General features: G+C 74.6%; 7 protein-coding genes. 3 read left to right on the top strand and 4 right to left on the bottom strand.

Annotation, left to right across the window (positions count from 1 at the left end):
- Nucleotides 1-19: 19 nt before the first annotated feature.
- The 4 genes from JQN72_RS11695 to JQN72_RS11710 form a co-directional block, all read right to left on the bottom strand.
- Entirely contained in the window at nucleotides 20-6202 is a 6183-nt protein-coding gene (locus JQN72_RS11695) for an Ig-like domain-containing protein (protein ID WP_204135370.1), read from the bottom strand.
- A 176-nt stretch (nucleotides 6203-6378) separates the two neighbouring features.
- Nucleotides 6379-8418, bottom strand: coding sequence for a PhoX family phosphatase (locus JQN72_RS11700; protein WP_204135371.1), 2040 nt, complete (start codon nucleotides 8416-8418; stop codon nucleotides 6379-6381).
- A gap of 132 nt (nucleotides 8419-8550) precedes the next feature.
- Complete coding sequence (locus JQN72_RS11705; RefSeq protein ID WP_204135372.1) at nucleotides 8551-9132, bottom strand: NADH-quinone oxidoreductase subunit B; 582 nt, start codon at nucleotides 9130-9132, stop codon at nucleotides 8551-8553.
- A complete protein-coding gene (locus tag JQN72_RS11710; protein ID WP_204135373.1) occupies nucleotides 9129-9494 on the bottom strand; it encodes an NADH-quinone oxidoreductase subunit A in 366 nt (121 codons plus the stop codon). Before JQN72_RS11710 ends, JQN72_RS11705 begins: the two co-directional genes overlap by 4 nt.
- 216 nt (nucleotides 9495-9710) lie before the next feature.
- Between JQN72_RS11710 and JQN72_RS11715 the strand changes: the two genes are divergently transcribed.
- The 3 genes from JQN72_RS11715 to rarD all read left to right on the top strand — a co-directional run bounded on the left by JQN72_RS11715 (nucleotide 9711) and on the right by rarD (nucleotide 13696).
- The gene (locus tag JQN72_RS11715; protein WP_307812638.1) at nucleotides 9711-11576 is read left to right on the top strand and encodes a 2-oxoacid:acceptor oxidoreductase subunit alpha; all 1866 of its coding nucleotides are present in this window, start codon (nucleotides 9711-9713) and stop codon (nucleotides 11574-11576) included.
- Nucleotides 11577-11593: 17 nt separating this feature from the next.
- Nucleotides 11594-12661 carry a 2-oxoacid:ferredoxin oxidoreductase subunit beta gene (locus tag JQN72_RS11720; RefSeq protein ID WP_204135422.1) on the top strand — a complete coding sequence of 356 codons (1068 nt, stop codon included), beginning with the start codon at nucleotides 11594-11596 and terminating at the stop codon, nucleotides 12659-12661.
- 66 nt (nucleotides 12662-12727) lie between these two features.
- Nucleotides 12728-13696, top strand: coding sequence for an EamA family transporter RarD (gene rarD, locus JQN72_RS11725; protein WP_307812639.1), 969 nt, complete (start codon nucleotides 12728-12730; stop codon nucleotides 13694-13696).
- The last annotated feature ends 99 nt before the right edge of the window (nucleotides 13697-13795 follow it).

Genomic DNA, 13795 nt, shown 5'->3' on the forward strand with positions numbered 1-13795 from the left:
GGTCGGGGGCGTCGGAGGGTCATGGGGCGGTCCAGTCCGTCGTCACGGGGCTGTCCGGGGAGGTGCCGTCGTCGCACGAGATGCCGTACCTCGTCCCGGACGGCGCGGTGAGCTCCGCGGCGGGGATGGTGCGGCTGCCGTTGCCGGACGCGTTGCTCGGGACCTCGAGGGTCGTGCTCGAGCCGCCGCCCTCCTCGGCGACGACGCACCGCAGCGTCGCGCTGGGCGAGAGGTTCTGCACGGTGAGGCCGAGACCGGCGTCCCCGGACGCCAGCGACCGACCGGTCGCGGTGACGCGGCCGGACCGGGTGGTGGCCGAGGCCGTCCCCCTCGAGTCGTCGCCGTCGCGGCTCGCGGTCGCGGTGATGCCGAGGTCGCGGTCGTGGCCGACCTTGCGGGTGTACTCGCGGCTGAACGCGCCGCGACCGGTCGTGTCCTCGATCCGGACCTGGCCGGCGACCCCGCCGGAGATCGTGACGTCGAGGGCGGCCTCGCGGCCGTTGGGGTCGACGGTGACCGTGAACGTCACGTAGGGACCGACGGTGGAGGTGACGGCGACGTCCACCCGGCCGAGCGGGCCGTGGACGACGTCGGAGGTGATCTGCGTCGAGGACGACGTCGCGCCGGAGTTCGTGGCGGTCAGGGTGATCGTGTACGTGGAGCCGTTGGCGGGGACCGAGATGACCTCGTCGAAGTCGGTGGGGTCGCTCGGCGCGTCCCACTCCCCGCAGGACGAGCCGTCGACCCGACAGGTGACGGTCAGCGAGTCGTCCCGGGCCGGCGGGCTCGTGAACGCCAGGCGCACCCTGCGGTCGTCGCCCGTCGAGGTGGCCGAGACGCCGGTGAACTCGCCGGGCGTGCCGATGGCGTCCTGGGCCGTCGGCGGGCCGGGCGCGGACTCGTAGAGCTCGTTCGCGGCGACGACCCGGTACTGGTAGGTCGAGCCGTCGTTCTCGACGGCGGCGGCGTCGCAGCGGGTCGCCGTCGTGCGGCAGACGGTGGCCGTGCCGTCCGGGCCGGTGCGGCTCACCGTGTAGCGCGTGTCGCCGGGACCGTTCGGGGGGACCGCGCCCCACTCGACGACGACCGTCTGCCGTGCGCCGCCGGCGACCTCGGTGGCGTCGAGCCGCGGGGCGCCCGGGGGCTGCGGCGTCCCGGCCGACTGGCCCTCGACCGTGACCGGCGGCCCCCAGCCGGCCTCGTTGTGCGCCTTGACCGTGAAGGGCGTCGTCACGCTGTTGTCCAGGCCGGCGGCCCGCACGGTGGTCGACGTGGTCTCGGCCCGGCCGCCGGGCCAGGTGACGAGGTACTGGTCGACGGCGCTGCCGTTCGTGGGGGCCGCGGACCACGTCACGGTGACGGCGTGGTCCTCGGGCTCGACGACGCGCAGGTCCGCCGGTGCACCCGGGACCTCGTCGGAGACGACGGGCCCGGAGGCCGGGCTCGGCGGGCCGAACCCGACCGCGTTGCGGGCCCGCACGGTGAACCGGTTGGGGACCGCGTTGCGCACCCCCGTCACGACGCACGGCGTGGCGTCGCACAGCTGGCTGCCGCCGTCCCAGGAGACCTCGTAGACCTCGATGGGCAGGCCGTTGTCGGGCGGCACCCGCCAGGTGAGGCGTGCGGACTCGCTGAGCGTCGGCCCGGTCTGCACCGGGGCGCCGGGTGCGCCCGGGACCCCGAGGACGTCGACGGTGAGCGTGCCCGTGGCCTGCCGGTCGCGTCGGGCCGTGGAGTCGACGTCGGTGATGGTCACCCGGAAGGTGAGCCGCCCGGTGGCCTGCGCGGACGGGGTGACCGAGAGCGTCGTCGGACCCTCCCGGCGGACGGAGGCGGAGGCCCCGGAGACCTGGTCGACCCCGATGACGGAGAACTGCGGGTCGCCCAGCTGCGAGGACAGGTAGCCGTCGATGTTCACGGTCGCGCTGGTGCCGGCGCGCACGCCCGGGAGCGTGACCGGAGCCATCGACGGCGGCTGGGCCGGCGCGACCCGGACGGGCAGGACCGCGGGTGCGGCCTCGGTCCCGACCGCGCGGACGACGAGGCGGGCCATCGACCCCGGCACGGCGGCCGAGGAGGCGGCGACGAGGAGGGTCCCCGGGTCCCGGTTCGAGACCGTGAGCCCCGCGACGGCCTCCTCGAGCTCCCCGGTGAAGGTCAGCTCGTCCAGCTGCTCCGGCCGGGAGGTCCACACGTGGCACAGCTCGGGGACGGACAGTGGCCGGGACAGACCGCCGACGACGACGTCGACCGCGGTCTGGGGGCAGCGCAGGACCGGCGTCTCCGGCCCCACCTGGACCGGGACGGTGAGGAACGCGCGCCGGCCCGGACCGTCGGCGGTCTCCCCGGCGGTCGTCACCTCGAAGGCGATGGCTGCCGGCCCGACGTAGTCGGCGAGGCCGGTCACCCGCAGCCGGGACGGGCCGTCGGTGGCGACGCGCAGCTGACCGGCGGGCGACGCGGCGAGCCGGTCGCTCGTCGTCAGCGTGAGGTCGCGGCCGCTGGGGTCGACGACGACGTCGTCGAGGTCGACGGTCGTCGTGCCGTTCCGGTCGACCCGCACGAGGGCGTCCGGCCGGACGCTGGGGGCGCCGGTGCCGCCGGCGGGAACGTGGACCAGCCCGAGCGCCGCCGCACCGTCCGCGTCGAGCACCTCGAAGGAGAGCACCTGCGGGACGTCCGCGACGGGCAGGGTGACCGTCCCGCCGTCGAGCCGGGCGTCCGGCGCCCCGAAGACCCGGCTGACCTGCAGCACGCCGTCCGGGTCGTCCGGGTCGACCGCCCCCGCGAGGAGGTCGACGTCGACCGCCGTGGCCCGTGGGCCGGGCTGGGCCAGGGCGTTGCGCGGCACCGGCGGGAGGTTGACGCCCGCGCGGCCCCGCAGCCGGATCGTCGCGGTCGACGGCTCGCCGCTGGCGCCGACGATGGAGTACCGGATCGAGCGCGGCCGGTCCGGCTCGGGCACGGTGACGGCGACCTGGCCGGAGCCGGGGACGAGCGCGGCGTCGTCGCCGAGCTCGGGGTTGAGCGGACCGAGGGGCTGGACCTCGGCGCGTTCGCCGATGGGCTGGATGTCGTTCGCGAGGACGTCGACGACGAGCGGCGCGCCCGGGGCGGCGGTGACCTCGTCGTCGACCGCGACGACGGGCTGCGGGTCGCCGGGCGGTGCGACCGCGATCCGCACGGTGCCCGTGCCGACCTTCCCGTACCGGTCGCCGAGGAGGTACGTGAAGTCGTCGGTGCCGCCGCTCGTCGGGTAGGCCTGGTAGGTGATGGAGGACGGCGTCACCGCGAGGACGCGTCCGAGCGAGGGGGCCGAGTCCAGCGCCACGAGCGTCGTGGAGTCGCCGTCCGGGTCGGCGCCCGAGCCGGCCACCGAGACCGTGATGGTGTCGCCGGCCACGACCCGTCCCTCGAGCGTCGCCGGGGCCGGCGCGCGGTCCGGACGGTCCGGCGACGGCGGCGGGACGACGGTGACCCGGACCGTCCCCGCCGCACGGTCGCCGGAGGAGTTCTCGACGACGTAGGAGATGGTCACGGTCCGCTGGGCCGTGACCTCCGGGGCCTGGTAGCGCACGACCGACCCCGCGGCGTAGGCCGCGCCGAGCGGCTCGCCGCTGGGCCCGCCGTCCGGTCCGCCGAGCGGCAGCGTGCCGCTGCGCAGCGCGCCCTCGACGCGCGGCGAGAGACGCAGCGGCGAGCCGCCGGGGTCGATGTCGTTGTCGAGCACGGGGATGGAGACATGGTCGCCGGAGCGGACGGTGGCGGTGTCGTCCGTGACGACCGGCGTGGTGTCGGCCGGGGCGGGCAGCTGGAGCACCGAGACGTCGCCCGTCGCGGTCTTCCCCGTGCCGTTGGTCACGGTGTACCGGACGAGGACCGGGTTGGGACGCAGCTCGGGGCGCCGCGCGGTGATCCGCAGCCACCGGCCGCGGAGCACCGCGACCTCGACGGCGTCCGAGGCCTCGGTCTCGGTGCCCTGGACCACGAGGAGCCCGCCGGACGGGTCGACGTCGTTCGCGAGGACGTCGACGATCGTCGCGGTCTGTCCGTGGACCACCGCCTGGTCGGGCATGGCGGTGATGTCCTCGGGCCGCTCGGTCGCGGCGCGGACGTCGACCCGGATCGCCCCGCGGGCGAACGGCGCCTCGCCGTACCGGACCGTGTAGGCGAGGAGGTAGGTGCCCGGCGCGCCGGCGGTCACCGACACGGTGCCCGCCTCCACGCTCGTCTCGACCGTGGTGCCGTCCGGCGCGACGACGTCGCCGGCGAGCTGGAGACGGGCCGCCGGGCTCGTCGGGTCGGTGCCGGGGACGTCGTTCTCCAGGGGACGCAGCACGACCGGCTTGCCGACCTCGCCGCGGCCGACGTCCGGCAGCGGCGTGGCCGCCGTCGGCGTCGTCGAGTCCTCGTCGAGCACGGTGACCGACAGCGAGCCGCTGCTCTCGGCGGTGCCGTCGGACACCGTGTACTCGAGCGTGCGCACCCCGGCCTCGCCCGGCGAGGTGTACCGCAGCCGGCCGTCGGGGGTCACCCCGACCGGGGTCTCGCCGTCGACGGCGCCGGTGACCGCGACGGGGTCGGAGTCCGGGTCCCGCCAGTCCCCGACGACGGGCACCGTCAGCGAGCCGCGGTTCGTCACGCTCCGGGTCGTCGGCTCCAGCCCGGGGCGCAGGACCGGCGCACCGTTCTCCGAGGGCCCACGGGCCGTGACGGCCACCCGGGCCGACGAGCTGTTGCCGCGACCGTCGTCGATGACGTACTGGAAGTGCGCGCTCTCGGCGGTCGCCGACAACGTGAGCTGGACCGTCTGGCCGTCCGGCGAGATCGCGACCGACCCGGTCGAGCTCGGGACGGACGAGACGGAGGTGATCGACAGCACGGCGCCCGACGGGTTCGAGTCGTTGTCGAGGACGTGGAGGACGCTCGTGCGCCCCGGCCGGGCGCCGACGTCGTCGTCCCGCGCCTGCGGCGGCTTGGAGCTGCGGTCGACGGTCGACGACGGCTCGGTCTCGTCCGGCGGGGTCTCCGAGGAGGGCGGCGCGACGGCGTCCCAGTCGTCCAGGCGACGCCCGTCGAGCGACCACACCGCTCCGCTGGCGGAGTCGTTGAGCGCCACGGAGCGGTGGTTGAGCCGCAGGTGGGGCGAGAGCAGCGACGTCGCGCGCTCGAGCTGGACGTCCTCGGCCGGGGCCCCGCCGCAGGAGCTCACCGCACGGCCGGGGCTGCCGGACCACACGGCGTAGACGCACCCGTCGAGGACGACCGGCGCGGCGGCCGGCCCCGTCCCACCCGTGACGAGCGTCGAGGCCTCACCGGTCGTGAGGTCCAGGGACACGAGGGCGCGCGGGGTCGCGACGAGGAGGGAGCCGTCGACCGGGCCGTCCTGCAGCACGCCGTCCTCGAGGCTCTCGCCGGTGACCGCGGTCCGCGAGCCGTCCGGACGGGCGATGACGCCACCGACGGTGTCGACGACGACCGGGCCGCCGTCCGCGAGGACGACGTGGACGTCCTGGAGCGCGCCCCCGAGCGCGGCGGTCTCGGTCGTGAAGCGGCCGTCGCCGGTGGGGGCGAGCGTCAGGAGCCGTCCGCCCGAGCCCGCGACGAAGGCCGTGCCCCGCGCGTCGACCGCCGCGTCGACGGGCCGTGCGTCGCCCGTGACGTCGGGTGCGAGCGGCACGGTCGCCGTGGCGTCGACCTGCGGGGACAGGCCGTCCACGGCGGCGAGGGTGTCGGCGGTGGACGTCGCCGCACGCACCTCGCCGCTCTCGGGGTCGGCGACGACGGTCGTCCCGCCGCCGACGGCCAGGGGCGCGGTGGGCGGCAGGGTGACGGCGCGGTCGGTGACGAGGGTGCCCGCCCGCACGTCGACCGGGGCGACCCGGCCGGTGACGCGGTCCCGGGTCAGCACGGCGGAGCCGGACTGGACGACGTCGAGCTGGTAGGTCTGGCTGGTGTCCTCACCGGGCGCGAAGGCGGCGTCCAGGTGGGCGGCCGGGGCGTTGAGCCGTCCGAACAGGCCCACCCGGTCGTTCGTCACCCACAGGGTTCCGTCGTTGGCCTCGACGTGGTCGGTGGTGTACCCGGGGCTGCGGGTGACGGCCCAGCCCATCGCCCCGGCCCCGAGGGCCAGCACCGTCGCGGCGGCGACCCCGACGGAGGGCAGCCGACGTCGACGGGGGGTCGCCTGTCGCGCCCGCACCCTGCGTCGCTCCTGCTCCATGGTCCTCGGACTCGCCCTGCCGTCATCCATCGCCTGTCGCGCCCATTGTGAGGCATGGGGACAGGCGGTATCCCACGGTTGGGAGAGGCGGCCGGGTCACCGGCCGCACGGCGGGACCGGGCGAGGCAGGGACCCGCCCGGCGCCGGCAGGTCCCTCAGGCGCGGTGGACCTGCACGACGCTCGGCCGGGGCCCGCCCCAGTCCCCGTCGCGCAGCGAGCCCGGCTCGGCGTAGTCGGGGAAGTAGGAGTGCTGGTCCTCCCACGAGCCGTCCTCGCCCGGGTGCTGGACGCAGACGAAGACCATCCCGTCCTGGTCGTGGATGACCGGCCCGCACGTCTCGGCCTCGGTCGGCACGGCGAGGAACTGTTCGACCTTGCCGCGCTCCCGGCCGCTCAGGGTGACCCGGTGCAGGGCGTCGTCGAGCCCCAGGGTGCCGGGCTGGCCGTCCGTGGAGATCCACAGCGCTCCGGTGGAGTCGAAGGCGACGTTGTCCGGGCAGGAGATCGGCGAGACCGGGCCGTCGTAGCCGCCGAAGTACGTCCCGGCGCTGTCCGGGTCGCCGCAGACGAGGAGCAGGGTCCACGCGAAGCGGGTCGACGTCGGGTCGTTCCGGTACTCGGTGATCTCCAGGACGTGCCCCTCGCGGTTCGTCGTCCGCGGGTTCGCCTCGTCGGCCGGGGGGTTCGAGCCGACCCCGCGGTTGGTGTTGTTCGTCAGGGCCGCGTAGACCTTGCCCGTCACCGGGTTGGGCTGGATGTCCTCGGGCCGGTCCATCTTGGTGGGACCGACCTTGTCGGCCGCGAGGCGGGTGTGGACGAGCACCTCGGCCACGCTCATCCCGGGGACCTTCGAGCGGCCGTTCTCGACGAGCGGCAGCCACCGGCCGGAGCCGTCGAACGCGCCGTCCGAGGGGACCGTGCCGGTGCCGTCGATCTCGGCGGCCGGGCTGTCCCCGGTGAGCCGCGCCACGTAGAGGTCACCGTCGGAGAGCAGGCGCTTGTTGTGCGCCTTGGCCCAGCGGCTGCTCCCCCTGACCATGCGGCGGCTCGAGACGAACTTGTAGATGTAGTCGAAGCGCTCGTCGTCCCCGGAGTAGGCGACGACCCGCCCGTCCCGCGCGACGCGGATGTTGGCGCTCTCGTGCTTGAAGCGGCCCATCGCCGTGTGCTTGACCGGGGTGGAGTGCGGGTCGTCCGGGTCGATCTCGACGACCCAGCCGAACCGGTTCACCTCGTTCTCGTAGCCCGGCCGGCGGGCGTCGAACCGCGGGTCGACCGTCCACCACGCACGCCCGCCCTCGGTCGAGGAGATGCCGTAGCGCGCGTTCTCGGGGGTCGGGTTCGCGACGAAGTACTGGTTGAAGTTCTCCTCCCCGGACAGCACCGTGCCCCACGGCGTCGTCCCCCCGGAGCAGTTGTTGAAGGTCCCGAGGACGGTCCGGCCGACCGGGTCGTCCTGGGTCCGCAGCAGCGGGTGGCCGGCCGCCGGGCCGTCGACGGCGAAGCGGGTGTGGCTGTGGATGCGGCGGTTGTGGCGGCTGCCCCGCACGTACTCCCACGGGGTGCCCGGGGCCTTGCGGCGCAGCTCGACGACCGAGAGCCCGTGCGCCGCCATGGCGACCTTCTTCACGGTCTCCTCGTCGGTGTCCGGCGGGAACATGAGGTTCTCGTTGGTGTACTCGTGGTTGACCACGGCGAGCGCGCGGCGGCCACGGCGGCCGTCCGTGGGGATGACGTCGAGGTAGTCGCAGTTGTAGCCGAACTGGGCGCGCTGCGAGGCCTCGGTCTGGGCCGACGGGTCGAACTCGGGGCTGTCGGCGAAGAGCGGGTCGCCCCACCGGATGACGGGCGTCCAGGTCCAGCCCTTCGGCACGGTCACCGTGTCGACGTCGGCGGGGACCGGGGCGATCGGGTCGAAGCGCAGCCCGCGACCGGACCCGTGGCCGGAGCCCGCGGCAGCCGGCGCGGCCGGGGCCAGCGCCAGCGCGAGGGCTCCCCCGCCCACGCCGCCGAGCATCCGGCGCCGGGTGAACGCCGCGCTCGCGACGTCCCGGAAGTACTCGTTCGAGCTCGTGTTGGGCACCGGGTGCGCGCACTGGTCCCCGCACTTGAGGGCGCAGGTCACGGCGCTGCGCTTGCCGCGCGCGTGGGGAGCGAGAGGGAGCAGGCGGCGCTGCTCGGGCGCGATGGTCACGAAGTACTCCTCGACAAGGGCGACACGGTCGGGACCGACGCTACGAAGGGCGCGGACCCGGTGGGCGGTCCGCAGGACGAACGCTGGGTGACGGTTCGGCCAGCGCCCGGTGACGCGAGGGAGTCGGCGCGGTCAGGGCTTCGCGACGAGACCGCGCGTGACGTCGGCGGCCGTCGCGGTGCGGTGGCCGGCGAAGCGGCCGGCCCGGCGGGCCGCGATGGCCCCGCCCGAGACCCGCTCGTCGGCGATCGACTCCTGGAGCGTCAGGATGCCCTGGAGCAGCGCCTCGGGCCGCGGCGGGCAGCCCGGGACGTAGACGTCGACCGGCACGACCTGGTCGACCCCCTTGGTCACCGAGTAGCTGTCCCAGTAGGGCCCGCCGGAGTTGCTGCACGCCCCGAACGAGATGACGTACTTCGGCTCCGGCATCTGGTCGTAGAGGCGGCGGATCGCCGGCGCCATCTTGTCGGTCACGGTGCCGGAGACGACCATGAGGTCGGCCTGCCGCGGGCCGGGGGCGAAGGGGATGACCCCGAGCCGGATGAAGTCGTGCCGGCCCATCGACGTGGCGATGAACTCGATGGCGCAGCAGGCGAGGCCGAAGTTGAACACCCACAGCGAGTAGCGGCGGCCCCAGTTGAGGACGACCCGGACCGGCTTGGGCGCGTAGGTCGCGACCGGGCCGACCCTCGGCGTCGGGAGGTCGACGCTCACGTGAGGTCCCAGCGGAGCAGCCCACGCCGCGCGGCATGCACGAGACCGAGGAGGACGACCCCGACGAACACGAGGACCTCGACGAGGGACGCGAGGCCGAGGCCGGGGTCGCGCAGGACGAGCGCCCAGGGGAAGAGGTAGACCGCGTCGACCGCGAAGACGACGTAGAGGAAGGCGAAGGACAGGTACCGCACCTGTGACTGCGCCCATCCCCCGCCGACCGGGTCGACCCCGGACTCGTAGGTGGCGCGGGCCGCGGGGGTCGCCGCCCGCGGGGCGAGGAGCCGCCGGACGAGCATCGCCGCGGTGACGAGGAGCACCCCGGCGAGCACGACGGCCGCGACGGCGAGGTAGCCCTCCATGGCCGGTCAGCCTAGCCCCGCACCGGGGTCAGGACGAGGCGCCGCCGTCCTCGAGGGAGCGGACACCCGGACGGACGGGGAGCACTCCCCCACGGGGTACGCCCGCCCTCCGGGCGGCCTCCGGCCTCGCCCGGGCCGCCACGTACGATGGTGGACGCTGTGGCCACGCGCCTCGCGTCGGCCCGGCCACCGACCTCCCCGACCCTTGGGACCACCGTGACCAGCAAGCCCGTCCAGACCCTCGACCGGGTCGTCATCCGGTTCGCCGGCGACTCCGGCGACGGCATGCAGCTCACCGGCGACCGCTTCACCTCCGAGACCGCGGCGCTCGGCAACGACCTCTCCACGTTGCCGAACTTCCCCGCCGAGATCCGCGCCCCACAGGGCACCCTGCCGGGCGTCTCCAGCTTCCAGCTGCACTTCGCCGACCACGACGTCCTCACCCCGGGCGACGCCCCCGACGTCCTCGTCGCGATGAACCCGGCCGCGCTCAAGGCCAACCTCTCCGACCTGCCCCGCGGCGCCACCCTCATCGTCGACACCGACGAGTTCGGCCGGCGCAACCTCGGCAAGGTCGGCTACGCCGCGAACCCTCTCGAGGACGGCAGCCTCGACTCCTGGCACCTGCACCCGGTCGCCCTCACGTCGATCACCGTCGAGGCGCTCGCCGGCTTCGACGGCCTGACCCGCAAGGAGAAGGAGCGGGCGAAGAACATGTTCGCCCTCGGCCTCCTGTCCTGGATGTACACGCGGCCGACCACGGGCACCGAGGAGTTCCTCCGGAAGAAGTTCGGTGGCCGCCCGGAGATCCTCGAGGCCAACCTCGCCGCGCTGCGCGCGGGGTGGAGCTACGGCGAGACCACCGAGGACTTCGCGTCCACGTACGTCGTCGAGCCCGCCCCGATGCCGCCGGGGACGTACCGCAACGTCACGGGCAACACCGCGCTCGCGCTGGGGCTGGTCTCCGCCGCGCACCGCGCCGGACGCCCGCTCGTCCTCGGCTCCTACCCGATCACCCCGGCCTCGGACATCCTCCACGCGCTGTCCGGGATGAAGCGCCACGACGTGACGACCGTCCAGGCCGAGGACGAGATCGCCGGCATCGGCATCGCGCTCGGGGCCGCGTACGGCGGGGCCGTCGGGGTGACGACCACCTCCGGTCCGGGCATCGCGCTGAAGGCCGAGACGATCGGGCTGGCCGTGTCGCTCGAGCTGCCGCTCGTCGTCGTCGACATCCAGCGGGGCGGGCCCTCCACCGGCCTGCCGACCAAGACCGAGCAGGCCGACCTCCTCCAGGTCATGTACGGCCGCAACGGCGAGTCGCCCGTCCCGGTCGTCGCCGCGCAGACCCCCGCCGACTGCTTCGACGCCGCGATGGACGCCGTACGCATCGCGACGACGTACCGCACGCCGGTCGTGCTCCTCTCCGACGGCTACCTCGCCAACGGCTCCGAGCCGTGGTCGGTCCCCGCCGTCGACGACCTGCCCGACCTCACCGTCGACCTCGCCGCCGAGCCGAACGCGGTCGACGACGACGGCACCCCGGTCTTCCGGCCGTACCTGCGCGACCCGGAGACCCTCGCCCGGCCGTGGGCGGTCCCCGGCACCCCGGGGCTCGAGCACCGGATCGGCGGCATCGAGAAGGCCGACGTCACCGGCGACATCAGCTACGACCCCGACAACCACGACCGGATGGTGCGGCTGCGCCAGGCCAAGGTCGCGGGCGTCACGGTGCCCGACCTCGAGGTCGACGACCCCACGGGCGACGCGAAGGTGCTCGTCCTCGGGTGGGGCTCGACCTACGGGCCGGTGGCCGCGGCGACCCGCGTCGTGCGGGGCGCCGGCCACGCCGTCGCCCGGGCGCATCTGCGCCACCTCAACCCGTTCCCCGCCAACCTGGGCGACGTCCTGCGCCGGTACGAGCGCGTCGTCGTCCCCGAGATGAACACCGGCCAGCTCGCGCTGCTCCTGCGCGGCACCTACCTCGTCGACGTCCGCTCGCACACCGCGGTGCGCGGGCTGCCGTTCACGACGGTCGAGCTCGCCGACGTCGTCTCGTCGACCCTCGAGGAGGTCTCGTGACCACCGTGGAGCTCGGGATGCCCACGACCGGGCTGCGGCACGTGCCGCAGCTGCCGGACGACGCGCAGCCCCAGACCAAGAAGGACTTCACCTCGGACCAGGAGGTGCGCTGGTGCCCGGGCTGCGGCGACTACGTCATCCTCGCCGCGGTCCAGTCCTTCCTCCCGCAGCTCGGGCTGCGCCGGGAGAACATCGTCTTCGTCTCGGGGATCGGCTGCTCGTCGCGCTTCCCGTACTACCTCGACACCTACGGGATGCACTCGATCCACGGCCGGGCGCCGGCGATCGCCACCGGGCTCGCGACGTCCCGTCCCGATCTCTCGGTGTGGGTCGTCACGGGCGACGGCGACGCGCTGTCGATCGGTGGCAACCACCTGATCCACGCGCTGCGGCGGAACGTCAACCTGACGATCCTCCTCTTCAACAACCAGATCTACGGGCTCACCAAGGGCCAGTACTCCCCCACGTCGCGCACCGGCACGGTCACGAAGTCGAGCCCCGTCGGCTCGGTGGACGCGCCGTTCAACCCGGTCTCGCTCGCGCTCGGGGCCGAGGCCACGTTCGTCGCGCGGGCCATGGAGTCCGACCGGGCCGAGCTCACGGCCGTGCTCAAGGCCGCCGCCGAGCACCGCGGTGCCGCGCTCGTCGAGATCTACCAGAACTGCCCGATCTTCAACGACGGCGCGTTCGAGGTCCTCAAGGACCGCGAGCAGCAGGCCGCCCGGATCGTCCGGCTGCGCTCCGGCGAGCCCGTGACCGTCGGGCCCGAGGACGACCGGCGGGTGCTCGTGCGGGTGCGCGGCGGCAGTGCCGAGTTCGTGCCCGAGGCGGAGGTCGGCGCACGGGAGGTCGTCGTGCACGAGGCCGAGGCCGACGACCCGTCCGGCGCGTTCGCCCTGTCCCGCCTCGACTCCCCCGAGATGACGCACGTCCCGATGGGCATCTTCCGCCAGGTCTCCCGCCCCACCTACGACGACCTCGTCCGGGCCCAGGTCGACGGCGCGGTCGACGCCGCCGGCGGCCCGGCCACCGACGACGACCTGGGCGCGCTCCTGCGGGGCCGCGACACCTGGACCGTGGGGTGACGCCTCCCCCACGTCTGCCCCGCACCTCCGTGCGACACGCCGCCCCCCGGCGCTGAGAAGCGGACCGTGGGAGCAGAAGTCACGGTCCCGGTGTCCTCTCCCGACGGCGATCAGCGGCGAGGGACGGCCTACGGATTCCTCGCCTACGGCATCTGGGGGATGTTCCCCCTCTACTTCGCCGCGCTCGCCCCGGCCGGGGCGTTCGAGGTGCTCGCGCACCGCATCCTGTGGACGCTCGCCGTCTGCGCCCTCGTCCTCGGGCTGCGCCGGGACGGAGGATGGGTGCGCCGGCTGGCGTCGTCACCGCGGCTCGCCGCCGGGACCACCGTCGCCGGGCTGCTCATCGCGACGAACTGGACGATCTACGTCCTCGCGGTCCTCAGCGGCCGCACCTACGAGGCGGCGCTCGGCTACTTCCTCAACCCGATCGTCACCGTGGCGCTCGGCGTCGTCGTCCTGCGCGAGCGGCTCCGGCCGCTGCAGTGGGTCGCGGTCGGCGTGGGCGCGCTCGCCTCGGTCTGGCTCGCCGTCGCGGGCGGGGTGGTGCCGTGGATCCCGCTGACGCTCGCGTTCTCGTTCGGGCTGTACGGCCTGACGAAGAAGAAGGTCGGCGCCTCGCTCACCGCGATGCGGTCGCTCGCCGCCGAGACGGCGGCCCTCTCCCCGGTCGCGGTCGTCGTGCTGCTCGTGCTCTCGGAGCGGGGAGCGATGACCTTCACGACCGACGGGCCAGGGCACACCGCGCTGCTCGTGCTCTCGGGCGTCGTCACCGCGGTCCCCCTCCTGCTCTTCGCCGCGGCCACCCGGCGCGTCCCGCTCGTCACCATCGGGCTCATCCAGTTCGTCACCCCGGTGCTCCAGCTGCTCGTAGGGGTGCTCGTGCTCGGTGAGCACGTCTCCGGGCGGCTCTGGGTCGGGTTCGCCGTCGTCTGGGTCGCGCTGCTCTGTCTGTCCTACGACTCGGTCACCGCCGCCCGGGCCCGCCGGCGGGCGCTGCGTCGCACCGACCCGGAGTGCCCCCAGCCCACCGTGTGACGGGCCCTGTCATGGGTAGGCCCTGGTGTCGTCCCCATGGCATTCCTCCACCTCGACGCCCCGCGGTGTCTCCGCGCCAGGACGAGCTGGTCAGGCCCT

It is taken from the genome of Phycicoccus sp. CSK15P-2 (genome assembly GCF_016888005.1).
Taxonomy (GTDB): domain Bacteria; phylum Actinomycetota; class Actinomycetes; order Actinomycetales; family Dermatophilaceae; genus Phycicoccus.

What these genes read in the sequence shown, in the direction of transcription:
- JQN72_RS11710 (WP_204135373.1), bottom strand. Translation starts at nt 9,494, where the DNA reads ATGGAGGGCTACCTCGCCGTCGCGGCCGTCGTGCTCGCCGGGGTGCTC.
- JQN72_RS11720 (WP_204135422.1), top strand. Translation starts at nt 11,594, where the DNA reads ATGCCCACGACCGGGCTGCGGCACGTGCCGCAGCTGCCGGACGACGCG.